Annotated in this window: 20 protein-coding genes; 17 read left to right on the plus strand and 3 right to left on the minus strand. The window is 60.5% G+C overall.

The genetic code is table 11. The features are described from left to right. Positions 1–402: 402 nt before the first annotated feature. Complete coding sequence (locus AC1DKH_RS12200) at positions 403–861, plus strand: REP-associated tyrosine transposase (RefSeq protein WP_477798285.1); 459 nt, start codon at positions 403–405, stop codon at positions 859–861. A gap of 59 nt (positions 862–920) precedes the next feature. On the opposite strand, the gene AC1DKH_RS12205 is transcribed toward AC1DKH_RS12200, so the two are convergent. Continuing rightward, positions 921–2,270 carry an aminotransferase class I/II-fold pyridoxal phosphate-dependent enzyme gene (locus AC1DKH_RS12205; RefSeq protein ID WP_477798286.1) on the minus strand — a complete coding sequence of 450 codons (1,350 nt, stop codon included), beginning with the start codon at positions 2,268–2,270 and terminating at the stop codon, positions 921–923. Between the two features lie 8 nt (positions 2,271–2,278). Next, complete coding sequence (locus tag AC1DKH_RS12210) at positions 2,279–9,829, minus strand: SDR family NAD(P)-dependent oxidoreductase (RefSeq protein ID WP_477798287.1); 7,551 nt, start codon at positions 9,827–9,829, stop codon at positions 2,279–2,281. A gap of 322 nt (positions 9,830–10,151) precedes the next feature. Between AC1DKH_RS12210 and AC1DKH_RS12215 the strand changes: the two genes are divergently transcribed. Continuing rightward, the gene (locus AC1DKH_RS12215) at positions 10,152–11,717 is read left to right on the plus strand and encodes a methyl-accepting chemotaxis protein (RefSeq protein ID WP_477798288.1); all 1,566 of its coding nucleotides are present in this window, start codon (positions 10,152–10,154) and stop codon (positions 11,715–11,717) included. 96 nt (positions 11,718–11,813) lie between these two features. Here AC1DKH_RS12215 and AC1DKH_RS12220 read toward each other — a convergent pair whose 3' ends face one another. After that, complete coding sequence (locus tag AC1DKH_RS12220) at positions 11,814–12,488, minus strand: alpha/beta family hydrolase (protein ID WP_477798289.1); 675 nt, start codon at positions 12,486–12,488, stop codon at positions 11,814–11,816. A 96-nt stretch (positions 12,489–12,584) separates the two neighbouring features. Between AC1DKH_RS12220 and ccoN (AC1DKH_RS12225) the strand changes: the two genes are divergently transcribed. The 15 genes from ccoN (AC1DKH_RS12225) (at position 12,585) to AC1DKH_RS12295 (ending at position 26,029) form a co-directional block, all read left to right on the plus strand. Beyond that, positions 12,585–14,009 (plus strand): cytochrome-c oxidase, cbb3-type subunit I, encoded by a 1,425-nt coding sequence (gene ccoN / locus AC1DKH_RS12225; RefSeq protein WP_477798290.1) that lies wholly within the window; start codon positions 12,585–12,587, stop codon positions 14,007–14,009. A gap of 10 nt (positions 14,010–14,019) precedes the next feature. Next, entirely contained in the window at positions 14,020–14,628 is a 609-nt protein-coding gene (ccoO, locus tag AC1DKH_RS12230) for a cytochrome-c oxidase, cbb3-type subunit II (RefSeq protein WP_008020035.1), read from the plus strand. A 3-nt stretch (positions 14,629–14,631) separates the two neighbouring features. Further along, positions 14,632–14,844: a cbb3-type cytochrome oxidase subunit 3 gene (locus AC1DKH_RS12235; RefSeq protein WP_477753674.1), complete on the plus strand. Its 213-nt coding sequence runs from the start codon at positions 14,632–14,634 to the stop codon at positions 14,842–14,844. Beyond that, on the plus strand, positions 14,841–15,794 hold the full coding sequence (gene ccoP, locus AC1DKH_RS12240) for a cytochrome-c oxidase, cbb3-type subunit III (protein ID WP_477798291.1): 954 nt from the start codon (positions 14,841–14,843) through the stop codon (positions 15,792–15,794). The genes AC1DKH_RS12235 and ccoP (AC1DKH_RS12240) overlap by 4 nt, the downstream gene beginning before the upstream one ends. 482 nt (positions 15,795–16,276) lie before the next feature. Then, positions 16,277–17,719, plus strand: coding sequence for a cytochrome-c oxidase, cbb3-type subunit I (gene ccoN, locus AC1DKH_RS12245; protein ID WP_046041350.1), 1,443 nt, complete (start codon positions 16,277–16,279; stop codon positions 17,717–17,719). Then, on the plus strand, positions 17,719–18,327 hold the full coding sequence (gene ccoO, locus AC1DKH_RS12250; RefSeq protein ID WP_009042961.1) for a cytochrome-c oxidase, cbb3-type subunit II: 609 nt from the start codon (positions 17,719–17,721) through the stop codon (positions 18,325–18,327). Before ccoN (AC1DKH_RS12245) ends, ccoO (AC1DKH_RS12250) begins: the two co-directional genes overlap by 1 nt. Before the next feature lie 5 nt (positions 18,328–18,332). Beyond that, positions 18,333–18,518, plus strand: a complete 186-nt coding sequence (locus AC1DKH_RS12255) for a CcoQ/FixQ family Cbb3-type cytochrome c oxidase assembly chaperone (protein ID WP_003175465.1) — start codon at positions 18,333–18,335, stop codon at positions 18,516–18,518. Continuing rightward, entirely contained in the window at positions 18,515–19,492 is a 978-nt protein-coding gene (ccoP, locus tag AC1DKH_RS12260) for a cytochrome-c oxidase, cbb3-type subunit III (RefSeq protein ID WP_477753676.1), read from the plus strand. The genes AC1DKH_RS12255 and ccoP (AC1DKH_RS12260) overlap by 4 nt, the downstream gene beginning before the upstream one ends. A 189-nt stretch (positions 19,493–19,681) precedes the next feature. Beyond that, complete coding sequence (locus tag AC1DKH_RS12265) at positions 19,682–19,936, plus strand: type II toxin-antitoxin system Phd/YefM family antitoxin (RefSeq protein WP_477753692.1); 255 nt, start codon at positions 19,682–19,684, stop codon at positions 19,934–19,936. Continuing rightward, on the plus strand, positions 19,936–20,346 hold the full coding sequence (locus AC1DKH_RS12270) for a PIN domain-containing protein (protein WP_477753677.1): 411 nt from the start codon (positions 19,936–19,938) through the stop codon (positions 20,344–20,346). The genes AC1DKH_RS12265 and AC1DKH_RS12270 overlap by 1 nt, the downstream gene beginning before the upstream one ends. Positions 20,347–20,551: 205 nt before the next feature. Beyond that, complete coding sequence (gene ccoG / locus AC1DKH_RS12275) at positions 20,552–21,967, plus strand: cytochrome c oxidase accessory protein CcoG (protein WP_477753678.1); 1,416 nt, start codon at positions 20,552–20,554, stop codon at positions 21,965–21,967. Between the two features lie 11 nt (positions 21,968–21,978). Next, positions 21,979–22,518, plus strand: coding sequence for a FixH family protein (locus tag AC1DKH_RS12280; protein ID WP_477798292.1), 540 nt, complete (start codon positions 21,979–21,981; stop codon positions 22,516–22,518). A 143-nt stretch (positions 22,519–22,661) separates the two neighbouring features. Further along, complete coding sequence (locus tag AC1DKH_RS12285; RefSeq protein WP_477798293.1) at positions 22,662–25,112, plus strand: heavy metal translocating P-type ATPase; 2,451 nt, start codon at positions 22,662–22,664, stop codon at positions 25,110–25,112. A gap of 22 nt (positions 25,113–25,134) precedes the next feature. Beyond that, complete coding sequence (ccoS, locus tag AC1DKH_RS12290) at positions 25,135–25,353, plus strand: cbb3-type cytochrome oxidase assembly protein CcoS (RefSeq protein ID WP_477753681.1); 219 nt, start codon at positions 25,135–25,137, stop codon at positions 25,351–25,353. After that, positions 25,346–26,029, plus strand: a complete 684-nt coding sequence (locus AC1DKH_RS12295) for a sulfite exporter TauE/SafE family protein (protein ID WP_477762373.1) — start codon at positions 25,346–25,348, stop codon at positions 26,027–26,029. Before ccoS ends, AC1DKH_RS12295 begins: the two co-directional genes overlap by 8 nt. The last annotated feature ends 137 nt before the right edge of the window (positions 26,030–26,166 follow it).

Raw genomic sequence — 26,166 nt, forward strand, 5'->3', positions numbered from 1 at the left:
ACCGTCATTTTTTGTGTCCACACATTCCCTGTAGGAGCCGGCTTGCCGGCGAAGGCGTTTTTGATGGCGCTGCATGCCCCACGGCCGTCTTCGCTGGCAAGCCAGCGCCTACAAAAACGCGTACACACCGTCATTTTTTGTGTCCACACATTCCCTGTAGGAGCCGGCTTGCCGGCGAAGGCGTTTTTGATGGCGCTGCACGTCCCACGGCCGTCTTCGCTGGCAAGCCAGCGCCTGCAAAAACGCGTACACACCGTCATTTTTTGTGTCCACACATTCCCTGTAGGAGCCGGCTTGCCGGCGAAGGCGGTAGTCCTGTCACATCCGGCCCCAAACCTATACGACGTAAATTCATCTGCGCACTAGCCTTACCCTTTCCGACCTACAAAGGAGGGCAACGGATTGCCCACTCGTCTACACGCCAGCCACCTGCGCACAGGGCGCCACTCTCAATCCGGGCAGATCTACCTGCTCACCACAGTCACCCATCTGCGTGAACCGCTCTTCAGTGACTGGCGTGTGGGGCGTTTGGTGGTGGATCAATTTCGTCAGGCCCAGACAGAGGAACGGGCCAACTCCCTTGCCTGGGTAGTGATGCCCGACCACTTTCACTGGTTGCTCGAGCTCAGGAACAGCACGTTGCCAGGGTTGATGCTCGCCACCAAATCCCGCAGCGCGAGAGCAGTGAATACCTGTCTGGCACGCAAGGGGCAGCTGTGGCAGAAAGGTTTCCACGACCGAGCGATTCGTCGCGAAGAAGATTTGCAGGCAGTAGCCCGCTACATCGTTGCCAACCCATTACGCGCAAGGTTGGTCAAACGGGTGCATGACTACTCACTGTGGGATGCCATCTGGCTGTAGGAGCCGGCTTACTGGCGCAGGTGCTTTCCGCCGTTGCATCGATCTTTCGGCTGCTCGGCTTATAGTTTTTGAAGTTCCTGCGCAACAATGGCAACGGTTTCGGCGATTTGCTCCCGGGTGTGCAGGCACGACACGAAAAAGCGTACACGAGCCGATTTTTCGGGCACCGCCGGATGAAGAATGGGTTGGGCGTTGATACCTCGACGGGACAGCGCGCTGGACAACTGGGTAGCCTTGAGCGAACTGCCGGTGATGATCGGCACCACTGCCAGACCGGTGCTTGTGCCGGTATCCAGGCCGGCGTCCCTGGCCAACTCGAGGAATTGCCTGCCGCGCGCCTGCAAGGTTGTGACGCGCTCGCCATCCTCAGGTAGACAACGCAATGCCGCCAACGCTGCCGCAGCTACCGGTGCCGGCATGCCGACGCTGTAGAGAAAACCCGGCGCCAGGAACTTGAGATGCTCTACCAGCGCTGACTCACCGGCGATATAGCCACCACAACTGGCCAGGCTTTTGCTCAAGGTGCCCATCCAGATATCCACGTCACTGCCGGCCAGACCGAAATGTTCACGGATGCCCTTGCCGGTCTGTCCCATTACGCCCAGTGAATGCGCTTCATCGACCATCAGCAACACTTGGTGTTTCTTCCTGAGTTCGACGAAGCGTGGCAAATCCGGGAAGTCGCCATCCATACTGTAGATGCCTTCGAGCACCACCAACACGCGCTCGAAATGCTGACGCTGATCGCTCAACACCCGGTCAACCGCTTCCCAGTCGTTGTGGGCAAAGACGAGACGCCGGGCGCCGGACAATTGAATCCCCTGGAGAACGCTGTTATGGATCAGTTCGTCATGCAGGATCAAATCCCGCGGACCGAATAGATAACCAATGGTGGTCACGTTCGTCGCATGGCCGCTGACGAAAGTAATAGCGTCGTCCACCTCATAGAGCCGGGCCAGTTCCTGCTCCAGCTCGCGATGGATCGGACGATCGCCCGACACCGGACGGCTGGCGGAAACTGACGTTCCATAGCGATCGATGGCCGCTTTGGCGGCTTCCACGACCACCGGATGCCCCGAGTAGCCCAGGTAGTTGTAGCTGGCGAAGTTCACGTAGCGGCTACCGCCCATGACAGTTTCCGCACCCGCCAAACCTTCGTGCAACTTGAAAAACGGATTGGCCAGGCCAAAGCGCGCAGCCCCGTCGAGCATGATGCGCAAATGCTGATAGCCAGGGTGCTGATCAAATCGGCAAAACTGCTCAAAGCCCTCGCGCGGGGCGCCTTTGACGCCCTCTAGTGAAGGGCTTGGAGCGCAATCGCCGATCTTGCGCAGTCGCCGTTCCAGGGCCTGTTGAATCAACTTGTCCTTCATCGAAGTGGCAAGCCCGGGCGTGGTTTTATTGGTCATGGTCCGGATCAATTAATCAAACGTGAAGGTTTCAAATCCTGGGTGCTCAACGGCGCAATGTCGTCGCGGGAAATGTCGACCCCGTGACGGGCGAGCGTATCGCTCGTCAGCGTCTGCCCGTTATGTTCGGTATCCGGTTGCACATCGCAATCCTGATTGCCTCGCAGGAGTTCAAGGATTCGAACAGTGATTTTGCCGATGCTTGACGCCTCGCTCAGTTCCATTACCGGCAGACGCACACCGAATCGCTCCTCGACTGCCACCACCAGTTCGACACTCATCAGCGAGTCCAGCCCCAGCTCTTGAAGCGGTCGCGTGGCGTCCAGTTTGCTGGTTGGTAAACGCAGGATTTCGCTGATTTCCTGTTTAAGCATTTCACCGAACAGTTCGATCAGCTCGGAGTCGTCCATTTCGGTCAACAGCCGCTGGATATCGTCGACATCGCTTTCTTCGTCCTGCTCACCACCGTGCAATCTGGCCAGCTCATTGAATTTTGGCGAGCCGGCTGCCGGCAGGAATCGCGACAGTGCTTTCCAGTCCAGCTCAAGTACGCCCAGCCCCGAACGCCGCTGCAACAGCAACCGCTCCAGGGTTTCCAGTGCCGCTTGCGACTGCAGGGCAGCACCGCCCATGCGGCTTTGCAGGGCATCTTTGATGTCCTGGTTGCGCGCCAGGAAACCCGCATCATCGATGGCTCCCCAGAGTACGCTGGTTGCCGGCAGCCCCTGCGCCAGGCGATGACGCGCCAACGCTTCGAGCCAATGGTTGGCGGCGACGTAGTTGGCCTGCCCCGGGTTGCCGAACAAGGTCGTTGCCGAGGAAAACAGCACGAAGAAGTCCAACGGCAAATGGGCCGTCAATTCATGCAGGTATTGCGCACCTTTGGCCTTGGGTTCAAGCACCCGTTGCAACTGCTCCTGGCTGAGGTTGCGGATCAGCCCATCATCAAACACGGTGGCAGCATGCACGATGCCCCGCAACGGCGCCTTGGAGGCTTCGATGCTCGCCAGCACGCTGCGCAATTGAGCGCTATCGGTGATATCGCAAGCCAGCGCCTGCACCTCGATACCTTGCTCGCGCCACGCCGCCAGCGCCGGCTGCGCTTCTTCGGTAGCAGCACCGCGACGACCGAGCAGCACCAGGTGACGCGCGCCCTTCTCCACCAGCCATTGCGCGGTACGCAGACCGAAACCGCTGAGCCCGCCCGTCACCAGGTAGGTGCCGTCGGCGGCCAGTTGCAAGGCCTGAGCCTGCGCCACCGGCGCGTGGAAAACCTGCTGGATCGGTGTGCGGTAGGTGACGACGATCTTGCCGATCTGCCTGGCCTGCTGCATGTAGCGGAATGCTTCGACGACTTCATTGGCATCGAAGGCGCGATAAGGCAGCGGACTCAAAATGCCGTCGCGGAACAATGCCATCATTTCGCCAAACAGCCGACGGGTCAGCTGCGGACGTTCGCTCATTAGCTGGTCGGCATCGATGCCAAAGTAGCTGATGTTGTTGCGGAACGGCCGCAGGCCGATCTTGGTGTTCTGGTAAAAGTCGCGCTTGCCCAGTTCGAGGAAGCGACCAAACGGCTTGAGTACTCGCAGGTTGCGATTGATGGCCTCACCCGCCAGGGAGTTGAGTACTACGTCCACGCCGCGGCCATCGGTAATGGCCAGGATGTCATCGGCAAACGCCAGCGAACGCGAGTCGAAGATATGCTCGACGCCCAACAGGCGCAGGAAATCGCGCTTCTCGTCGCTACCCGCCGTGGCGTAGATTTCGGCGCCGCACCATTTTGCAATCTGGATCGCGGCAATGCCGACGCCGCCCGCTGCACCGTGAATCAGGATTTTCTCTCCCGGTTCAAGCCGCGCCAGGTGATGCACGGCGTAATACACGGTGAAGAAAGTACTCGGAATGGTCGCCGCCGCTTCAAACGACATGCCTTCAGGAATGCGCGCCACAGCGTTGGCGTTGGTGATCAGGCGATTGGCGAAGCTCGACGGACCAAAACCGACGACACGGTCGCCCGGCTGGAAATCACCCTCGACCATCGCCCCTTTACCGCGCACCACACCGGCAAACTCGAAGCCCAGCGTCGGGCCCGAGAAGCCATTTTCGATCGCTTCATCAGACAGCAGACCCAACGCGTACATAACATCGCGGAAGTTCAAACCCGTGGCCTGAACCTCGATATCCAATTCATCGTCTGCCGGCACCAGCGGCGCTCGTGCTTCCCAGCGCAAATTGCGCAGCTGCCCCGGCAAATCGAAGCCGAGCCTGATCTGCGTCGGCGCATCCAGCAGCGCACTGCCTGGCAACTCATCGGGCTGGATTCGCAGCCGTGCGACATACCGATCGCCCGCCGCGCTGATCGCCAGTTCGGTTTCTTCATCCGCATTGAGCAGTGCCGGCACCAGGGCCTCGACGCCAGCGCCAATCGCCAGATCGAGCAGACGAACTCGACAACCGACTGCTTCGTTCGTCAACGTCCGACCGAAGCCCCACAAGGCAGCATCGGCAATGCCTTGCACAGTCGTATCCAGGCGGCTGCCTTGCGGTAACAAATGGATGGCGGCGCCGGAGGTCAGCAACCAGCAATCCGCAGCGACGCCAGCCGATTCACAGGCTTGCGTGATGGCTGCGGCGTGCATGCAGCGGTCAGCCTGGGCATCAAGCCCTTGGGGTGCGAACAGGCCGGCCAGCATTACCACGTGTTGAGGCACCGCTGGACGTTCACGTAACTGTTGCGCCAGATCCGATGCCGAGCCAGGCGCGAGCAGCGCGGCCTCTTGACCTTGCTCGCGCAACATCGAGGCGAGTGCCCGGGCAAACGGTGCTTCAGGACCTTGCCCATCGGCTACCAGCAACCAGCTCTGGCGCGGATACTCACGTGCAACCGCGAGGGTCTTCGCACAATTTTCGGCGGCTACCAACAGATAGCAGCCAGACGCCGAGTCCGCAATGAACTCCAGCGGCTCGGACACCTTCAGGCCATGACGCCGCAATTCCTGTTGCCAGAATCCCGGGGGCTGTTGCACCGCTAACGCCTGTTGCCCCTGTCGGGCCAGCCACCAGGAAGGTTCGGCGCCAAATGTGAAGTCCGCCCAACGCGCAGGGTGTTGCGCCAACAGAAGCACTTCACCGTTGGCACACAGCCTTGCAGCGCCATGGTGCAAGCCTTGACTGACGGCTTCCAGCGGTGCCAGGTCGGTGGCGACAAGGACCAGATCGAAGTCGTTCGCCGGCACCCGGGCGATTTTTTCCGACGCCTCCAGACTCAGTATCTGAAGCTCCGGGAGCTCAGCCTGGAGCATCGACGCAATTTCAATGTTCTGCGCAGAGTACTGATAATCGACCCGGTCAAAATCCAGGCCGACACACAAGTCTGCCGCCAGTGGTGCCCCCTCGAAACCGAGTTCGAGAATACGCAGGCGCTGCCCGTCAGGCAGAGCGCTCAACCGTTGGGCGATATGTTCTCGCAGACCGCTCAGCAACGCTTGGTGACCGGACGCGCCGAGCACCAGGCGGGTCAATGCGGCGGGCGTGGTTTCCCGTGGCAGCAGTTGCGCAATCTTCACCTGACCGCTGATCAGCTCCAGCAGATGCATGCCGATCCGGCCGACCGAATGAATGATCTGGAAGTGTTCGGGATAGCTGCTGAACAGTTCCTGCCAGATGTCTTGCGCACTCGCTCGCTCGCCTTGATCGGCAAGCTGCCAGCCGCCATCGCCTGTCGCAACCAGGCTGCCATCCTCCAGCGCTTGCTCAAGAAGATGGTCAAGATAAACTCCTGCTTCCCAGGTGGAGCGCTGCTGCAGCGTCAGCTCACCGCCCAGCTTCTCGATGGCTTCCAGCACGAAACTGCCACACAGACCCTCGAGCAAAGGGTCGATTTCATCGGCATAACGGAGCAATCCGGGATCATCCGCGACAGCGCAAAGGTGCTGCTGCAACTGCGCCTCCAACCGTGAGTCCGCCAATGGCAATGCGCGTTCATTCGCAGGATAGGGTTTGGCAACCCCGACAAAGTCCACCAGTTTGATGTCGCCACTGCGATCCTTGTGCAGCCTAACCCCACGAAAACGGGCGTCCTTGATGCAGATGACCGCGCGGCCATGGACGTCGTACAACGTGAAGTCCGCCAACAGGGAATGCGCTGAACGTCGTACCAGAGTGACCTGGGCCAGACAAGGCGGCAGGCTGCCAGCAGCGAAGGCGATACGCCCGAGTTTCACCGGGATAAAGGCCAGGCCTTTGCGGCTGTCAGCCTCCTGGTCCAACAGTTGGGTGATCAACTGGAAGGCACTGTCCAGCAGTGCCGGGTGCACATTCAACGTTGCGAGTTCAGCCTCGATCGGGGCCGGGACCGTCAACCGCGCCAACACCTGGTTGCCGTCGATCCAGCCTGCCTCGACGGCTTGATAAGCCGGGCCATAATTGAGACCAACCGCACGGGTCAGCGCCAGGTGCCCGGACGAGGTGAAATCAGGAGCGCGCGCTGGAACGACTGGAGCGGTGCTGGCCAGCAACCCGCCGCGCGCTTCACCCACAAGCCTGGCAACCACATGCTGCACCCACGGCTCAGCCTGGGCAGTGCTGCGCGACACGATGGAAAGGGCACCGTCGGTAGTGTCGATCATCACACGGACCTTTTTGCTGAAATCCGAGTGAAGCAAGAGCGGGCTGTGAATTTCCAGCTCTTCGATTTCCACATACTCACCGGGTTGATACTGCAATGCAGCAGCGAGTGCGACTTCGGTGAAACCCGCGCCCGGGAACAACACCGAGTCGCCCACCATGTGGTCGCCCAGTGACGGGAACAGTTGCGTATCCAGGCGATTGTCCCAGGTGAATTCATGCTCCGGCAGCATATAACCCAACAGCGGATGGACGCGCTCTCGGCTCAGGTGGCCGGAAGACTCGGGCGTGTCTGCGTGCCAGTGACGTTCGCGCTGCCAGGCGTAATTGGGTAATTGCACGAAACGGCCGGAGTGAGGAAACAGGCATTGCAGATCGATGTCGACACCGGCAATCAGTACCTTCGCCAGCGTACGATCAATCATCTGCGGATTTTCTTCACCACGCAGCACCGTCGGGATCACAACCCCTTCCAGCTCCTGGCTGGCCATCGCATCGGCCACATAGGCACGCAGGATCGGGTGCGGGCCGACCTCCACGAATACGTTGTAGCCCTGCTCGGCGAGCGCCTCACTGGCGGACTTGAACAGCACCGGATAACGAATGTTTTTCCACCAGTACCCGGCGTCCAGATGTTCACCGGCCAGCACGTCGCCGGTCACGGTCGAATACATTGGAATACTGGCGTGACCCGGGACGATGTCGCTCAACACGTCGATGACTTGATCGGCGATCACATCCATGGCCGGCGAGTGGAACGCATAATCGAGACCCAGTCGGCGAACGAATACCTGACGCTCGGTCAGCGCGTGTTCCAGGGTTTCTAGCGCAGCCACCTGGCCGGCGACGGTCGCCCCCTTGAAACTGTTCTCGCCGGCGACGACCAGCTCGCTGTCCAGGTCGAGCGTCTTCAACAGGCTCGCAGTGTCCGCCCCCGACAACCCTACCGCCGACATGTTGCCGCAGCCCTTGGTCAAGCCTTGCAGGCGACTGCGATGGTAGATCACACGGGTGGCGTCGTTCAGCGTCAGTGCTCCGCATGCCCAGGCGGCAGCGACTTCACCCACGCTGTGGCCGATGACGGCCACCGGTACTACGCCTTTTTCAGCCAGCATGCGGGTGACACCCACTTGCAATGCAAACAACGCCGGTTGCGCAAATTCAGTCAACTGATAGCGGTCATCACCCAGCTCGACCGCCAGTTCGGCGATCAACGAATAGCCGGATAGCGCATGGAAAACCGCGTCCACCTCGGCAACCGCCTGATGGAAAACCGGATCGGCCAGCAACGACTTGCCCATGCCCTGCCACTGCGATCCATTACCGGAGAAGACGAACACGGGCCCTTTTGCCTGATCCAGGACACGGCCACTTTCCAGTACCGCCGACAACGCCGGAACGCCCGGTTCCGTGACGAAATCCAATAGCGTCTGAGCGCTGCGTTGAGCATCCGCACCGAACACCACCACCCGTTGCGGGAGCAACTCGCGGCGAAACATCGACTGGTAGGCCACGTCGTAAAGGTTTGCCGCGTCCGGCCCGGACAAAAATTGCGCCAGCTGTTCGGACTGGGCCGCCAAGGCTGCGTTGTCCTTGGCAGAAACAATCAACGGCACTGACTGCCCCATCTGGCGCGGGGCCTGCGGCGCCTGTGGCGGACTTTCCAGGATGACGTGGGCGTTGGCCCCGCCGAAACCGAAAGAGTTGACACCGACCACCAGTTTTCCGCTGGGTTTGAGCGCTTGGGTTTCAGTGACCACACTCAGGTTGAGGTCAGCGAAAGGAATGTTCGGATTGAGCTTCTTGATGCCGATGGTGGCGGGCACCTTGCGTTCGATCACGCAGTACAGCGCCTTCATCAAACCGGCGACACCCGAGGCTGCCTCAAGGTGCCCGATATTGCTTTTGATCGAACCGATCAGCAGTGGCTGATCCGCCGGGCGCTGCTGCCCCAGCGCCTCACCGATAGCCCGGCTCTCGATAGGATCGCCGACTGGCGTGCCCGTACCGTGAGCTTCCAGGTAGTCAATGTCTGTCGCACTGATGCCAGCACTGTCGTAGGCCTGCTTCATCAGGGCTATCTGCGCATCCGCGCTCGGGACGGTCAAACTCGACTTTCGCCCATCGGTATTAGCCGCACTGCCGGCAACGACCGCGAGGATCTGGTTTGCGTCCTCGATCGCCTTGTCGTAATCCTTCAGATAGAAAAGCCCCGCGCCTTCAGAACGGACATAGCCATCTGCAGACTCATCGAACACATGACATTGCCCCGTGCGCGACAACATTGAAGCCTTGGAAAAGATCAAGAAGCCAAAAGGGTGAAGATGCAGGCTGACACCACCGGTAATCGCCTGTTCGATATCGCCGTTCTGAATGGCCTGGCAAGCCTGGTGAAAGGCCATCAGGGAAGAAGAGCACGCCGTGTCGATGGCCATGCTCGGGCCTTGAAGGTCATAAAAAAAAGATAGCCGGTTGGCCGCGATACTGAAGGTATTACCGGTGGCGGTTGCCGCATCGATCGTCGACATGTCATGCGTCAGACGATAGCCGTAGTCGACACTGGCGATCCCCAGGTAAACACCGCAATCGCTGCCACGCAGGCTCGACGGTTTGACACCGGCGTTCTCGAACACTTCCCAGCCAAGCTCCAGCAATAAACGCTGCTGAGGGTCCATGACCGCCGCTTCACGAGGAGAAATATTGAAGAATCCAGCATCGAAAGTAGAAATATCGCCCAGGGAACCGGAAGCAAACGTGTACGACGTTGCTGGGTTTGCCTTGTCCGGGTGCAGGAACTCGTCCTTGGACCAGCGAGAAAAATCCGCTTGGGTAATAAAGCTCTGCCGGTCCAGTAGGTGCGGCCAAAAAGTTGCAGAAGTAGAGCCTGGAAAACGGAACGACGTCCCTATGATTGCAACTTTCTTACGCATTGCTACTTGCCCTATTCATCCCCAGCCCTTTTCCAAAAGCTGAACAACAATCAAATTCCATTAATGTAAATGCAGGAAACCCGGCGACACCCTGGATGTTATGTACTGCTTGCTACCTGACCAAAAATAACGTCACGCGCAAAATAGCCGCGAATCATACGCGCCGGGTCCATTAAGGGAAACCTGAAAAGTTCAACCGCTGGGCAGGTCAATCCTTTCAACGCAGGGCGAATTTGAGACACACGTCAGGCTATTAAAAAAACATTCAATAAACCCGCGACGCAGCCGACAACTCTTGAAAGCCTTGCGGATTGAAAAAGCCATGCGTAACAACCAACCCACTACACAACGCGAACGGACCTTTCCGGCTCAGCAACGGTTGATTTCCACCACCGATGCCAAGGGCATGATCACCTACTGTAACGAGGCTTTCGTCGAAATCAGCGGGTTTTCCCGAGAGGAGCTGATCCGTGCACCGCACAACCTGGTCCGTCACCCCGACGTCCCGGCCGCGGTGTTCGCGCACATGTGGGGCACATTGAAACAAGGCTTGCCATGGATGGGCATTGTCAAGAATCGCTGCAAGAGCGGTGATCATTACTGGGTGAACGCCTATGTGACACCGATCTTCGAAGGCAATCAGGTGATCGGTTACGAGTCGGTGCGGGTCAAGCCCTCTGCCGAACAGATCCGCCGCGCCGAAGCGCTCTACCAACGCATTAACCAGGGCAAGCCGGCCGTTCCCTCCTCGGATAAATGGTTGCCGATCCTGCAGGACTGGCTGCCGTTCATTCTGGTCAGCCAATTGAGCTTCATGATCGGTGCATCGCTGAACTCCCATTGGGGGTTTGCCCTGGCAGCAGGACTCTCGGTACCACTGGGCCTGATGGGCCTTCAGTGGCAGCAGCGTGGCCTCAAGCGCTTGCTGCGCCTGGCCGAGCAGACCACCTCCGATCCGTTGATCGCACAGATGTACACCGACAGTCGCGGCGCCCAGGCGCGTCTGGAAATGTCCATACTCAGTCAGGAAGCACGCCTGAAAACCTGCCTGACGCGTTTGCAGGACACGGCCGAACACCTGACCGATCAGGCCAGGCAATCCGATGCCCTGGCGCACAACAGCTCCAGCGGCCTGGAACGTCAACGGGTCGAGACCGAACAGGTGGCCACCGCGGTCAACCAGATGGCCGCTACCACCCAGGAAGTCGCCAGCCACGTACAACGCACCGCCGATGCCACCCAGGAAGCCAATCGCCTGACCGGTCGTGGTCGTGACATCGCCGGGGAGACCCGCGAAGCCATCCAGCGCCTGTCGGTTGTGGTCGGTGAAACCGGCGTGACCGTGACCCAACTGGCCAAGGACAGCAACGAAATCGGAGGTGTGGTCGACGTGATCAAAGGCATCGCCGACCAGACCAACCTGCTGGCCCTGAACGCTGCCATCGAAGCGGCCCGTGCCGGCGAGATGGGTCGCGGTTTTGCGGTGGTGGCCGACGAAGTCCGTCAACTGGCGCAACGCACCAGCGAATCCACCGGGCAGATTCATGCGCTGATCGCCAAGCTCCAGCAAACCGCCAGTACTGCCGTGCAGACCATGGAAGCCGGGCATCGTCAGGCGGAAGAAGGCGTGGCGCGGGTACTGGAAGCGGACCAGGCACTGGTGGGGATCAGCGAAGCGGTGGCCAACATCACCGACATGACCACCCAGATCGCTGCCGCGACCGAAGAGCAAAGTGCCGTGGCCGAAGAAATCAGCCGCAACATCAGCAACATTTCGGAACTGGCGGACCAGACTTCGGAACAGGCGCAGAACTCGGCGTTGCTGAGTGAAGAGCTGACCAAGACCGCCAATACGCAATATTCGTTGGTGGAGCGATTTAACCGCTGATAACAAAGTCAAAAGATCGCAGGCTGCGCCAGCTCCTACATGGATCGCATTCCCCTGTAGGAGCTGGCGCAGCCTGCGATCTTTTGATCTTGCTTCTCACAAAAATGCTGCAACCTTACTCGCCGCAGCCGCCAAATGCTGCTCATGGCTAAACCCGGAAGCCTTCAACGGCTTCAGATCATGATCCCCTGCCACCAGCCAGAACACCTCGATACCCGGCGATAGCGCATACCCCTCGACCGCCTCACGATTGCCCAGCGCATCGCGCTCGCCCTGCACGATCAAGGTTCGAGTCTTCAACCCCGCCAGATGCTCAACCCGCGGCTTCTCCGGTTTACCCACCGCATAGAACGGATACCCCAGGCACACCAGCCCATCCGCGCCCAATTCATCCACGAGCAAACTGGCCATCCGCCCGCCCATGGACTTGCCGCCGATGGCCAGCGGCCCAGTGACATGGCGTCGCACCTGGGCATACACCTCGCGCCAGCATTCCAGCAGTTTCGGCGCCGGGTTCGGCGGGCGTTTACCGCCGTCGATGCGCCGCTGCGCCATGTACGGAAACTCGAAGCGCAACACGTTGACGCCTTGAGCGGCGAGGCGTGCAGCCATGTCGCTCATCCAGTCGCTGTCCATCGGTGCGCCGGCGCCATGGGCGAGGATCAGCGTCGCCGCAGCCTTGCCAGCGGCGGCATTCCACAACCATCCATGATCCCGCACGCACTGCGCCCATTGATCCCCGTCAATACCGGCCTTGTGCCCTTTGTCCATGCTTGCCTCGCTTTTAGTCTGCCTATAACTCCGGCCGAAGGGTGCGCTGCCAAGCGCTGCGTGCGCTCACTTCGGCTGAACCGTGGATGGGGAACCATGAACACTTCTATCAGTACCGCCTACAACTACAAGGTGGTCCGCCAATTCGCCATTATGACGGTGGTGTGGGGCATCGTCGGCATGGGGCTCGGGGTTTTTCTCGCTGCCCAGTTGGTCTGGCCCGAACTCAACTTCAATCTGCCGTGGACCAGCTTCGGCCGCTTGCGCCCCCTGCACACCAACGCGGTGATCTTCGCCTTTGGCGGCTGCGCCTTGTTCGCCAGTTCGTTTTATTCGGTGCAACGCACCTGCCAGACCCAATTGTTTGCGCCGAAAATCGCCGCGTTCTGTTTCTGGGGCTGGCAGCTTGTGATTCTCCTGGCGGCCATCAGCCTGCCGCTGGGCTACACCAGCTCCAAGGAATACGCCGAGCTGGAATGGCCGATCGACATCCTGATCACCATCGTCTGGGTCGCCTACGCCATCGTGTTCTTCGGCACGATCATGCAGCGCAAGACCAAACACATTTATGTCGGTAACTGGTTCTTCGGTGCGTTCATCATCACCGTGGCGATTCTGCACATCGTCAACAACATGGAATTGCCGGTCAGCTTCACCAAGTCCTACTCGCTGTACTCCGGCGCTACCGATGCGATGGTGCAATGGTGGTATGGACACAACGCCGTAGGCTTTTTCCTCACCGCCGGTTTCCTCGGGATGATGTACTACTTTGTGCCGAAACAGGCCGAGCGTCCGGTGTATTCCTATCGCTTGTCGATCGTGCACTTCTGGGCGCTGATCACCTTGTACATCTGGGCGGGCCCACACCACCTGCACTACACCGCGCTGCCGGACTGGGCGCAGTCGCTGGGCATGGTGATGTCGCTGATCCTGCTGGCGCCGAGCTGGGGCGGGATGATCAACGGCATGATGACCCTGTCGGGCGCTTGGCATAAATTGCGCAGCGACCCGGTCCTGCGTTTCCTTGTGGTGTCGCTGGCGTTCTACGGTATGTCGACCTTCGAAGGGCCGATGATGGCGATCAAGACGGTCAACGCCCTCTCCCACTACACCGACTGGACCATCGGCCACGTACACGCAGGCGCCTTGGGCTGGGTGGCGATGATCTCCATCGGCGCGCTGTACCACATGATCCCGAAAGTCTTCGGCCGCGAGCAGATGCACAGCATCGGCCTGATCAACGCGCACTTCTGGCTCGCCACCATCGGCACCGTTCTGTACATCGCCTCGATGTGGGTCAACGGCATCGCCCAGGGCCTGATGTGGCGTGCGGTGAACGAGGATGGCACGCTGACTTACTCCTTCGTCGAAACCCTGGTGGCCAGCCACCCTGGCTTCGTGGTGCGGCTGGTGGGTGGCGCGATCTTCCTCAGCGGCATGTTCCTGATGGCCTACAACACCTGGCGCACCGTGCGGGCCTCTCAGCCTGCCGCCGTCGCCGCTGCCGCGCAGATGGCCTGAGGAGTCCGCCATGAAACACGAAACTATCGAGAAAAACGTCGGCCTGTTGCTGCTGCTGATGATCCTGGCCGTGAGCATCGGTGGCCTGACCCAGATCGTCCCGCTGTTCTTCCAGGACGTGACCAACAAACCGGTGGAAGGCATGAAGCCCTACACCGCGCTGCAACTGGAAGGTCGCGACATCTATATCCGTGAAGGCTGCGTCGGCTGCCACTCGCAAATGATCCGTCCGTTCCGCGCCGAGACCGAACGCTACGGCCACTATTCGGTGGCCGGTGAAAGCGTCTGGGACCACCCGTTCCTGTGGGGCTCGAAACGCACCGGCCCGGACCTGGCCCGGGTCGGTGCGCGCTACTCGGATGACTGGCACCGCGCGCACTTGTACAACCCGCGCAACGTCGTGCCGGAGTCGAAGATGCCAGCCTACCCGTGGCTGGTGGCCAATCAGCTCGACAGCAGCCACACCGAAACCAAGATCAAGGCCATGCGCACCCTGGGCGTGCCGTACACCGACGAAGACATTACCGGCGCCGTCGCTTCGCTCAAGGGCAAGAGCGAAATGGATGCGCTGGTCGCCTACCTGCAAGTGCTCGGCACTGCGATCAAGAGCAAGAGGTGAGCCATGCCCATGTCTTTTATAGAGATCGAATTGAGCACTGGAATGATCCGCGGCCTTGGCACCGTCGTGGTGTTCGTGGCCTTTGTCGGCCTGACGCTGTGGGTATTCAACGGCAAGCGCGGCCCGGAATTCGCCGAAGCGCGCCTGCTGCCGTTCGCCGACGAACCACAACCCGACATCACTGAAGAACCTGTCACAAGGAGTACCCGGCCATGACCACCTTCTGGAGTACGTGGATCTGCGTACTGACCATCGGCAGCCTGATCGGCCTGACCTGGCTGTTGATCGGCACCCGCAAGGGTGAAACCAAGGGCAGTGTCGACCAGACCATGGGCCACAGCTTCGACGGCATCGAGGAGTACGACAACCCGTTGCCGCAATGGTGGTTCATGCTGTTCGCCGGCACCTTGGTATTCGCCGTCGGCTACCTGATCCTCTATCCGGGCCTGGGCAACTGGAAAGGCGTCCTCCCCGGCTACGAAAACGGCTGGACCGGGGTGCACGAATGGGAAAAGGAGATGGCCAAGGCTGACGGGAAGTTCGGGCCGATCTTCGCGAAGTTTGCGGCAATGCCCGTGGAAGAAGTGGCCAAGGACCCACAGGCGTTGAAAATGGGCGGCCGCCTGTTTGCCTCCAACTGCTCGGTGTGCCACGGCTCGGATGCCAAGGGTGCGTTCGGCTTCCCCAACCTGACCGACAGCGACTGGCGCTGGGGCGGCAATGCAGAAACCATCAAGACCACCATCATGGGTGGCCGGATGGCGATGATGCCGGCCTGGGGTGAAGTCCTGGGTGAGGAAGGTGTGAAAAACGTCGCCGCGTATGTGCGCCATGGCCTGGCCAAGCTGCCATTGCCTGCCGACAGCAAAGCCGACCTGCAGGCCGGACAGCAAGCGTTCAGCACCACCTGCGTGGCTTGCCATGGGGCAAACGGCCAGGGTACTGAAGCCATGGGCGCGCCAAACCTGACGCACCCGGCCGGCTTCATTTACGGGACGAGCCTGACACAACTTGAGCAGACGATTCGGCATGGCCGCCAGGGCCATATGCCGGCGCAGAACGAACTGCTGGGCAGCGATAAGGTGCAATTGCTGGCCGCGTATGTGTACAGCCTGTCCCACGGTTTGAATACCGAGCGCCTGCAGGCTGAAGACAACCGCGAATAAATCCCGACCGCTCTGCTGCCGCATTCTCGCGGATGCGGCAGTTCCCTGCCCCTTTGCGACGCATTGTCGCACCCTCTGTGACTCTTTCTTTCGGATCCCAGGATTCGGGTCTAAGCTTCCCCCGATGCGGACTGGCCGGTGCCGGTTCCAGGTCGACCCTGAACGATGTGTTCGACGAATCTGCCCGATGACAGGCCGCAAAGGCTGGTAGATACCGGCTGTCGCACCAATTGCCTTCGGTCAGCCAAACGTTGCGTTTGAACACACCCCGTTACATCCGACCTGACCCCCTCGCCTGATCAGTCCGCCGGGATGTTTTGCCCGCGGGCAATTTTGTCCTTACGCGGCGCATGGAAAGGCCGCAGAATCAGCTTTTGAAAGCATTGACCCAGGTCATGGCGCGTTGCAATGACCCCTTGCTTTCTCCATACTTGCGGCCGATTTTTAATCCTAATAAAACACCCAAACCGTGGAACCTTAGAATGAGCACAGCAATCAGTCCGACTGCTTATAACTATAAGGTAGTCCGCCAGTTCGCCATCATGACGGTGGTCTGGGGGATCCTTGGCATGGGGCTCGGTGTCTTCATTGCCTCGCAACTGGTCTGGCCGGAGTTGAACTTCGGTCTGCCATGGACGAGCTTTGGACGCCTGCGCCCATTGCACACCAACCTGGTGATTTTCGCCTTCGGTGGATGTGCACTGTTTGCCACTTCTTATTACGTCGTGCAGCGAACCTGCCAAACGCGACTGATTTCCGACAGCCTCGCCGCCTTCACCTTCTGGGGATGGCAAGCGGTGATCGTCGGCGCGATCATTACCTTGCCGATGGGTTTCACCACCACCAAGGAATACGCGGAGCTGGAATGGCCCCTGGCTATTCTGCTGGCCATTGTCTGGGTCACCTACGGTCTGGTGTTCTTCGGCACCATCGTCAAGCGCAAGACCAAGCACATCTATGTGGGTAACTGGTTCTACGGCGCGTTCATCGTCGTGACAGCGATGCTGCATATCGTCAACCACATGTCGCTGCCGGTCAGCCTGTTCAAGTCCTACTCGGCCTACTCGGGCGCGACGGACGCGATGATCCAGTGGTGGTACGGCCACAACGCCGTGGGCTTCTTCCTGACCACCGGCTTCCTGGGCATGATGTACTACTTCGTGCCGAAACAGGCCGAGCGTCCGATCTACTCCTATCGTTTGTCGATCGTGCACTTCTGGGCACTGATCACCCTGTACATCTGGGCCGGTCCCCACCACCTGCACTACACCGCGCTGCCGGACTGGGCTCAGTCCCTGGGCATGGCGATGTCGATCATCCTGCTCGCGCCGAGCTGGGGCGGCATGATCAACGGCATGATGACCCTGTCGGGCGCCTGGCATAAGCTGCGCACCGACCCGATCCTGCGCTTCCTGGTCGTCTCCCTGGCGTTCTACGGCATGTCGACCTTCGAAGGCCCGATGATGGCCATCAAGACCGTCAACTCGCTGTCGCACTACACCGACTGGACCATCGGCCACGTACACGCAGGCGCCTTGGGCTGGGTTGCGATGATCTCGATCGGCGCCATCTACCACATGATCCCGAAACTGTTCGGTCGTGCGCAGATGCACAGCACCGGCCTGATCAACACCCACTTCTGGCTCGCGACCATCGGTACCGTGCTCTACATCGCCTCGATGTGGGTCAACGGCATCACCCAGGGCCTGATGTGGCGTGCAATCAACGACGACGGCACCCTTACCTACTCGTTCGTCGAAGCGCTGCAAGCCAGCCACCCGGGCTTCATCGTCCGTGCCCTGGGCGGTGCGTTCTTCGCCACCGGCATGTTGTTCATGGCCTACAACGTATTCCGTACCGTACGCGCCTCGAACCCGGCTGAAGCCAAAGCCGCCGAACAGATTGCCGTAGTTGGAGCTCACTGATGAAGCATGAAGCAGTCGAGAAGAATATTGGCCTGCTGGCCTTCTTCATGGTCATCGCCGTCAGCATCGGCGGCCTGACCCAGATCGTTCCGCTGTTTTTCCAGGATGTCACCAACAAGCCGGTCGAGGGCATGAAGCCCCGCACCGCCCTGGAACTGGAAGGCCGGGACGTTTATATCGCCAACGGTTGTGTCGGCTGCCACTCGCAGATGATCCGTCCGTTCCGTGCTGAAACCGAACGCTACGGCCACTACTCGGTCGCCGGTGAAAGCGTCTGGGACCACCCGTTCCTGTGGGGTTCCAAGCGTACCGGTCCGGACCTGGCCCGCGTCGGCGGTCGTTACTCCGATGACTGGCAGCGTGCGCACTTGTACAACCCGCGCAACGTAGTGCCCGAATCGAAAATGCCGGCCTACCCGTTCCTCGTGGAAAACAAGCTCGACGGCAAAGACACCGCCAAGAAAATGGAAGTCTTGCGCACGCTCGGCGTCCCTTACACCGACGAAGACATCGCCGGCGCCAAGGATGCTGTGAAGGGCAAAACCGAAATGGACGCGCTGGTGGCCTATCTGCAAGGCCTGGGCACCATCATCAAAAGCAAACGGTGAATTGGATGGATATCGGGATGATTCGTGGCCTGGGCACCGTTGTCGTGATGGTGGCCTTCATCGGACTGGCACTGTGGGTGTTCAGTCCCAAGCGCAAGTCGGAGTTTGAAGACGCGACCTTGCTGCCTTTCGCGGATGATCCCGAAGCCATCAAGCACGTCGAGCAAGCTTCTAGGAGTAACAAAGAATGACTACATTCTGGAGTCTGTACGTCACAGTCCTCAGTCTCGGTACGATCTTTTCCCTGACCTGGCTGCTGCTGTCGACCCGCAAGGGCCAGCGCGCAGAGCAGACGGACGAGACAGTCGGGCACTCCTTCGACGGGATCGAGGAGTACGACAACCCGCTGCCGAAATGGTGGTTCATGCTGTTCGTGGGCACCATCATCTTCGCACTGGGCTACCTGGCGCTGTATCCGGGCCTGGGTAACTGGAAAGGCCTGCTGCCGGGTTACGGCTACCTCGACAACGAGAAGCAGACCCCGTTCGCCAACGGCCAGACCGGCTGGACCGGCGTTCACGAGTGGGAAAAGGAAATGGCCAAGTCGGACGCCAGGTTCGGTCCGATCTTCGCCAAGTTCGCTGCCATGCCAATCGAAGAAGTGGCCAAGGACCCGCAAGCCCTGAAGATGGGTGGCCGCCTGTTCGCCTCCAACTGCTCGGTTTGCCACGGTTCCGACGCCAAGGGCGCCTATGGTTTCCCGAACCTGACCGACGCCGACTGGCGCTGGGGCGGCGAGCCGCAAACCATCAAGACCACCATCATGGGCGGTCGTCACGCCGTGATGCCTGCATGGGCTGAAGTGATCGGCGAGCAAGGCGTGGCCGACGTGGCCGCGTTTGTCCTGACCAACCTCGATGGCCGCAAGCTGCCGGAAGGCACCAAGGCCGACCCGGTTGCCGGGCAGAAACTGTTCGCCACCAACTGCGTGGCGTGCCACGGTCCGGAAGGCAAAGGCACGCCAGCGATGGGCGCACCAAATCTGACTCACCCGGCAGCGTTCATCTACGGTTCGAGCTTCGCTCAACTGCAACAGACCATCCGTTATGGCCGTCAGGGCCAGATGCCTGCGCAAGAACAGCTGCAAGGCAACGACAAGGTTCACCTGCTGGCCGCTTACGTCTACAGCCTGTCTCACGGTGAGAAGGCAGCGGACGCCGAGTAAGGCAAACGCTTGAAGCAACAAAAAAAAAACGGCCCCGCCAATGTGAATTGGCGGGGCCGTTTTGTTTTTTCAGCGCTGATCTCTAGCGTACGGCGACCAATGGTAATGCCCTATGCCCTCTCTGAGGTTGTGGGGCGACACGCATAGTAGTAACGTTTCTACAAAGCAGCTTCAGGAGGGCCAACCATGATGGCCATCACTACAATTTCCAGCCGCGAATTCAACCAGGACACAAGTGGTGCCAAAAAAGCCACTCGCCAGGGGCCTGTTTTCATCACCGACCGAGGCAAACCGGCCCATGTACTGCTAAGCATTGAGGACTACCAAAAACTGACCGGCACCCACGCCGACATCGCCGAACTGCTGGTCATGCCAGAAGCAGTCGATATCGAATTCGAAACCGAGCGTGCCGTGATCAAACATCGCCCTGTGGATCTGTCCTGATGTTTCTACTCGACACCAACGTAATTTCCGAGCTACGCAAACCCCAGGCTGATGCGAACGTCGTTGCGTGGGCCAAAAGTGTCATCGCTCCACGCATGTTCATTTCGGCTATTACCTTGAAGGAGCTGGAAACAGGCGTTCTACGAATGGAGCGTCGGGATCCCGCCCAAGGGAAAGTCTTGCGCACTTGGTTGAAGCATCACGTTATGCCAGCCTTCGACGCCCGAATCCTTCCGGTCGATGCCGCCGTAGCGATTCGCTGCGCCAGTCTGCATATCCCCGACAGAGCCAATGAAAGCGATGCCTTGATTGCGGCCACGGCGCTGGTTCATGGTTTGACGGTGGTCACACGCAATGTCGCAGACTTTCAGTCCAGCGGTGTACAACTGATCAACCCATGGGTCGAATGACCGGCGACATGCGTAAAACCGCCCATAATTCCCAAGTCAATTGATTCAAGTCATTACACCATCAAATGAATTTGCCAAACGTGACCAAAGGTCGCACCCGCAGGCTAGAGCGACAGGCGTATCATTGAGCCACTGCAACACCCCTTTTTGACCGCGGTCGGCACGTACTGACCGAGGCACTCTTCCACTGCCGTGGGATGCGATGATGAGCAACCAGATACCGGTACACGACGTCACTCCACCTGCCAAGAACGCGAACAACAGCGTCGACCTCTACGCCTCCAGAGAAAAAATCTACACCCGCGCCTTCACCGGCTTGTTCCGCAATCTGCGGATGACCGGCGGTGCCATGTTGTTTTTGCTGTATTTCGGCACGGTGTGGCTGAACTGGGGCGGTCATCAGGCCGTCTGGTGGAACCTGCCGGAGCGCAAGTTCTTCATTTTCGGCGCCACCTTCTGGCCCCAGGACTTCATTCTGCTGTCCGGCATGTTGATCATCGCCGCGTTCGGCCTGTTTTTCATCACCGTGTACGCCGGCCGGGTCTGGTGCGGCTATACCTGCCCGCAAAGCGTCTGGACCTGGATTTTCATGTGGTGCGAAAAAGTCACCGAAGGTGACCGCAACCAACGCATCAAGCTCGACAAGGCGCCGATGAGCGCCAACAAGTTCTTGCGCAAACTCAGCAAGCACACCCTGTGGCTGCTGATCGGCTTCGTCACCGGCATGACCTTCGTCGGCTACTTCTCGCCGATCCGCGAACTGGTGTTCGACTTCTTCACCGGCCAGGCGGATGGCTGGTCGTACTTCTGGGTCGGCTTCTTCACCCTCGCCACTTACGGCAACGCTGGCTGGCTGCGTGAACAGGTGTGCATCTACATGTGCCCGTACGCGCGCTTCCAGAGCGTGATGTTCGACAAGGACACCCTGATCGTTTCCTACGATCCGCGCCGTGGCGAAAGCCGTGGCCCGCGTAAAAAAGGCATCGACTACAAGGCTCAGGGCCTGGGTGACTGCATCGACTGCACCATGTGCGTCCAGGTCTGTCCGACCGGTATCGACATCCGTGACGGCCTGCAAATCGAATGCATCGGTTGCGCCGCCTGCATCGATGCCTGCGACGCCATCATGGACAAGATGGAATACCCGCGCGGGCTGATCAGCTACACCACCGAGCACAACCTGTCCGGGCAGAAAACCCATAAACTGCGCCCGCGCCTGATCGGCTATGCCGTGGTGCTGCTGGCGATGATCAGCTTGCTGGCGACGGCATTCTTCATGCGTGCGCTGGTGGGTTTCGATGTCAGCAAGGACCGCGTGCTGTACCGCGAGAACGCCGAAGGCCGGATCGAAAACGTCTACAGCCTGAAAATCATGAACAAGGACCAGCGCGACCATATCTACGTGCTCGAAGCCTCTGGCCTGCCGGATCTCAAATTGCAGGGCCGGCGCGAGATCAAGGTCGCGGCCGGCGAGATCGTCAGCCAGCCTGCCGAGCTGTCCGTCGCGCCGGAAAAACTGCCGTCGAGCACCAACGAGGTGAAATTCATCCTCAAGGATGCCGATGACGACAGCGTCCACATCGAAGCCAAGAGCCGGTTCATCGGCCCACAAAATCGTTGAGAGAACTGAACATGCCCGCAGCAACTGCCGCAAGCCCCTGGTACAAGCACCTCTGGCCGTGGATCATCATCGGGATCCTGGCCTGCTCGGTGGCCCTGACCTTGTCCATGGTGACCATCGCGGTGAACAACCCGGACAACCTGGTCAACGACAACTACTACGAGGCTGGCAAAGGCATCAACCGCTCCCTCGACCGTGAGCTGCTGGCCCAGACCCTGAAAATGCGCGCCAGCGTTCATCTCGATGGCGTGACCGGCGAGGTTGACCTGCGCCTGAGCGGCGAGAGCCAGCCCAAGACCCTGGAGCTGAACCTGATCTCGCCGACCCAGCCGGAAAAGGATCGCAAGATCATCCTGGCCCGCAGCGAAACCGAACAGGGCCGCTACATCGGCCAGTTGAGCGACAAGATCGAAGGCCGGCGCTTTGTCGAACTGCTTGGCACCCAGGACGAGCACATCTGGCGCATGTTCGAAGAGGAACTGGTCAGCCATGACAAAGATCTGCTGCTCGGCGACGAACCGCTGCAAGGCGCCGAAGACCTGAAGAAGTAAAAAGCCTGCGCTTCGCGCATCGCGAGCAGGTTCGCTCCCACAGTGGATCTCCTGTGTACCCGAATCTTGTGCACGACACCGATCAAATGTGGGAGCGAGCCTGCTCGCGATGAGGCCCTCCCGGACGATGTAGACTCCACCTCATGACCACCCCACTCCCCTGCTACCACTGCGCCCTGCCCGTCCCGGCCGGCAGTCGCTTCACCGCCGTCGTGCTCGGGGAGTCCCGGGAATTCTGCTGCCCGGGTTGCCAGGCCGTGGCCGAAGCCATTGTGGCCGGCGGTCTGGAAAGCTATTACCAGCACCGCAGCGAAGCCTCGGCCAACCCCGAAGCGCTGCCGGTGCAACTGGTGGACGAACTGGCACTGTACGACCGCGCCGATGTGCAGCAGCCCTTTGTCCGCCACGAAGGCGAAATGGCCGAAACCACGCTGTTGATGGAAGGCATCAGTTGCGCCGCCTGCGGCTGGCTGATCGAAAAACACCTGCGCACTTTGCCTGCCGTAGCCGAGGCGCGCCTGAACCTGTCCAACCATCGCCTGCACGTACGCTGGGCCGATGGGCAATTACCCCTGAGCCAGGTCCTCGGTGAACTGCGCCAGATCGGTTACGCCGCACACCCGTATCAGGCCGACCGCGCCAGCGAACAACTGGCCAGCGAAAACCGCCTGGCCCTGCGCCAGCTCGGGGTGGCCGGGCTGCTGTGGTTCCAGGCGATGATGGCAACCATGGCCACCTGGCCTGAATTCAACATCGATCTCAGCCCCGAACTGCACACCATCCTGCGCTGGGTCGCACTGTTCCTTACCACCCCGATCGTGTTCTATAGCTGCGCGCCGTTCTTCAAAGGCGCCATGCGCGATCTGCGTACCCGCCACCTGACCATGGACGTTTCGGTGTCGCTGGCCATCGGCAGCGCCTACATTGCCGGGATCTGGACGTCGATCACCGGGGTCGGCGAACTGTATTTCGATGCCGTCGGCATGTTTGCCCTGTTCCTGCTGGCCGGGCGTTATCTGGAACGACGCGCCCGCGAACGCACCGCTGCCGCCACCGCGCAGTTGGTGAATCTATTGCCCGCCTCGTGCCTGCGATTGACACCTGACGGCCAGAGCGAACGCATTCTGCTCAGTGAACTGCGTATTGGCGATCAGGTGCTGGTTCATCCGGGCGCCATTCTTCCGGCTGACGGCAAGATCCTCGACGGCCAGTCGAGTGTCGACGAGTCGTTGCTGACCGGCGAGTACCTGCCGCAACCCCGCACCCTCGGCGACGCGGTCACCGCCGGCACAATGAACGTCGAAGGCGCACTGACCGTCGAGGTCCAGGCCCTGGGCCAGGACACTCGCCTCTCAGCCATCGTTCGCCTGCTCGATCGTGCCCAGGCCGAAAAACCGCGCCTGGCGGAAATCGCCGACCGCGCCGCGCAATGGTTCCTGCTGTTGTCGCTGATCGCCGCCGCCGCGATTGGCCTGCTGTGGTGGGAGCTGGACTCATCGCGGGCCTTCTGGATCGTGCTGGCGATGCTCGTGGCGACCTGCCCGTGCGCCTTGTCACTGGCGACGCCCACCGCTCTCACCGCCGCCACCGGCACCTTGCACAAACTTGGCCTGCTGTTGACGCGTGGCCATGTGCTCGAAGGCCTGAACCAGATCGACACGGTGATTTTCGACAAGACCGGCACCCTCACCGAAGGGCGCCTGGCGCTGCGCTCAATCCGCCCTCTCGGCACGCTCGACAGCGATCGATGCCTGAGCCTCGCCGCCGCCCTGGAAAATCGCTCCGAACACCCGATCGCCCGTGCTTTCGGACGCGCGCCGATGGCTGCCGAAGAAGTCCACAGCACACCGGGCCTCGGCCTGGAGGGGCTGGTTGAAGAGCGACGCCTGCGCATCGGCCAACCTCGCTTCGTCTGCGAACTCAGCGGCGCCGTGGTGCCGTCGATGCCCGAAGAGGCTGGCCAATGGCTGCTACTCGGCGACAGCCAGGGGCCGCTGGCCTGGCTCGTCCTCGATGATCGCTTGCGTGCCGATGCACCCGCGCTGTTGGCCGCGTGCAAGGCGCGTGGCTGGCGCACGCTGTTGTTGTCCGGCGATAGCTCACCGATGGTCGCCAGCGTGGCGGCGGAACTGGGTATCGACGAAGCCCGTGGCGGCTTGCGTCCGGACGATAAACTGCAAGTCCTGCAACAACTGCACAAAGAAGGACGCAAGGTGTTGATGCTGGGTGACGGGGTCAATGACGTGCCGGTGCTGGCGGCTGCGGATATCAGCGTCGCCATGGGCTCGGCCACCGATCTGGCAAAAACCAGTGCCGATGCCGTGCTGCTGTCCAACCGCCTCGACGCGCTGGTGCAAGCCTTCAGCCTGGCGCGGCGCACCCGTCGGGTCATTATCGAGAACCTGTTGTGGGCCGGGCTGTACAATGGCCTCATGTTGCCCTTCGCCGCCCTCGGCTGGATCACTCCGGTCTGGGCGGCGGTGGGCATGTCGATCAGTTCGTTGACCGTGGTGTTGAACGCGCTGCGCCTGACTCGCATGCCGAGCGCGCCCGCCCACTGCGCCACGCCAGAAACCCGCCCGCTGCCGGCCTGAGCCGTGTGGGCATGGAGTCCAGATGCCAGCTCTTTACGTGATGATTCCCGCTGCGCTGCTGATCGTGGCCATCGCCGTCTATATCTTCTTCTGGGCAGTGGACAGCGGTCAGTACGACGACCTCGACAGCCCGGCCCACAGCATCCTGTTCGACGACCAGGACCCGAACCACACTGCTGCCGTGGATGAGGCCAGCGGCCAACCGGCCAAGCCGCAAGACAAGGCCCCGCCCCATGCTTGAATTGGCGCCACTGCTGGTGTCTGCGGTGATCCTCGGTTTGCTCGGCGGCGGCCATTGCCTGGGCATGTGCGGCGGCTTGATGGGCGCGCTGACCCTGGCAATTCCCAAGGAACAACGCAGCCGCCGCTTTCGCCTGCTGCTGGCCTACAACCTGGGACGGATTCTGAGCTATGCCTGCGCCGGACTGCTGATCGGCCTGGCCGGATGGGCCGTGGCCAGCAGCCCGGCTGCGATGTTCCTGCGTATCCTCGCCGGCTTGCTGCTGATTGCCATGGGCCTGTACCTGGCCGGCTGGTGGAGCGGCCTGACCCGTATCGAAAGCCTCGGTCGCGGCTTGTGGCGGCATATCCAGCCAGTCGCCAACCGGTTGCTGCCTGTGTCGAGCGTTCCGCGTGCGCTGCTGTTGGGCGCGCTCTGGGGCTGGCTGCCGTGCGGCCTGGTCTACAGCACCTTGCTATGGTCGGCCAGCCAGGGCAACGCGCTGGACAGCGCATTGTTGATGCTCGCGTTCGGGCTCGGCACCTGGCCGGTGCTGCTGGCGACAGGCCTCGCCGCCGAAAGGGTGACAGCACTGTTGCGCAAGCGTAGCGTGCGCATGGCGGGTGGATTGCTGGTGATGTTGTTCGGCATCTGGACGCTGCCGGGGCCGCATCAGCATTGGTTGATGGGGCATTAAAAGCAAAAGATCGCAGCCTTCGGCAGCTCCTACAGGGATCGCGTACATCTGTAGGAGCTGCCGAAGGCTGCGATCTTTTGATCTTGATGTAAATCAAGATGCCCCACCCCGCCCTCGCATAAAGTGGCTGACACTGC

This window comes from Pseudomonas sp. 05L36 (assembly GCF_056398125.1).

Bases quoted from the DNA above. Each gene is read 5' to 3' on its own strand.
- ccoN (WP_046041350.1), top strand. From the start codon at position 16,277: ATGAGCACAGCAATCAGTCCGACTGCTTATAACTATAAGGTAGTCCGC.
- AC1DKH_RS12255 (WP_003175465.1), top strand. From the start codon at position 18,333: ATGGATATCGGGATGATTCGTGGCCTGGGCACCGTTGTCGTGATGGTG.
- ccoG (WP_477753678.1), top strand. From the start codon at position 20,552: ATGAGCAACCAGATACCGGTACACGACGTCACTCCACCTGCCAAGAAC.
- ccoO (WP_008020035.1), top strand. From the start codon at position 14,020: ATGAAACACGAAACTATCGAGAAAAACGTCGGCCTGTTGCTGCTGCTG.
- ccoN (WP_477798290.1), top strand. From the start codon at position 12,585: ATGAACACTTCTATCAGTACCGCCTACAACTACAAGGTGGTCCGCCAA.
- AC1DKH_RS12210 (WP_477798287.1), bottom strand. From the start codon at position 9,829: ATGCGTAAGAAAGTTGCAATCATAGGGACGTCGTTCCGTTTTCCAGGC.
- ccoP (WP_477753676.1), top strand. From the start codon at position 18,515: ATGACTACATTCTGGAGTCTGTACGTCACAGTCCTCAGTCTCGGTACG.
- ccoO (WP_009042961.1), top strand. From the start codon at position 17,719: ATGAAGCATGAAGCAGTCGAGAAGAATATTGGCCTGCTGGCCTTCTTC.
- AC1DKH_RS12265 (WP_477753692.1), top strand. From the start codon at position 19,682: ATGGCCATCACTACAATTTCCAGCCGCGAATTCAACCAGGACACAAGT.
- AC1DKH_RS12215 (WP_477798288.1), top strand. From the start codon at position 10,152: ATGCGTAACAACCAACCCACTACACAACGCGAACGGACCTTTCCGGCT.
- AC1DKH_RS12285 (WP_477798293.1), top strand. From the start codon at position 22,662: ATGACCACCCCACTCCCCTGCTACCACTGCGCCCTGCCCGTCCCGGCC.
- AC1DKH_RS12235 (WP_477753674.1), top strand. From the start codon at position 14,632: ATGCCCATGTCTTTTATAGAGATCGAATTGAGCACTGGAATGATCCGC.
- AC1DKH_RS12205 (WP_477798286.1), bottom strand. From the start codon at position 2,270: ATGACCAATAAAACCACGCCCGGGCTTGCCACTTCGATGAAGGACAAG.
- ccoP (WP_477798291.1), top strand. From the start codon at position 14,841: ATGACCACCTTCTGGAGTACGTGGATCTGCGTACTGACCATCGGCAGC.
- ccoS (WP_477753681.1), top strand. From the start codon at position 25,135: ATGCCAGCTCTTTACGTGATGATTCCCGCTGCGCTGCTGATCGTGGCC.
- AC1DKH_RS12270 (WP_477753677.1), top strand. From the start codon at position 19,936: ATGTTTCTACTCGACACCAACGTAATTTCCGAGCTACGCAAACCCCAG.
- AC1DKH_RS12295 (WP_477762373.1), top strand. From the start codon at position 25,346: ATGCTTGAATTGGCGCCACTGCTGGTGTCTGCGGTGATCCTCGGTTTG.
- AC1DKH_RS12220 (WP_477798289.1), bottom strand. From the start codon at position 12,488: ATGGACAAAGGGCACAAGGCCGGTATTGACGGGGATCAATGGGCGCAG.
- AC1DKH_RS12280 (WP_477798292.1), top strand. From the start codon at position 21,979: ATGCCCGCAGCAACTGCCGCAAGCCCCTGGTACAAGCACCTCTGGCCG.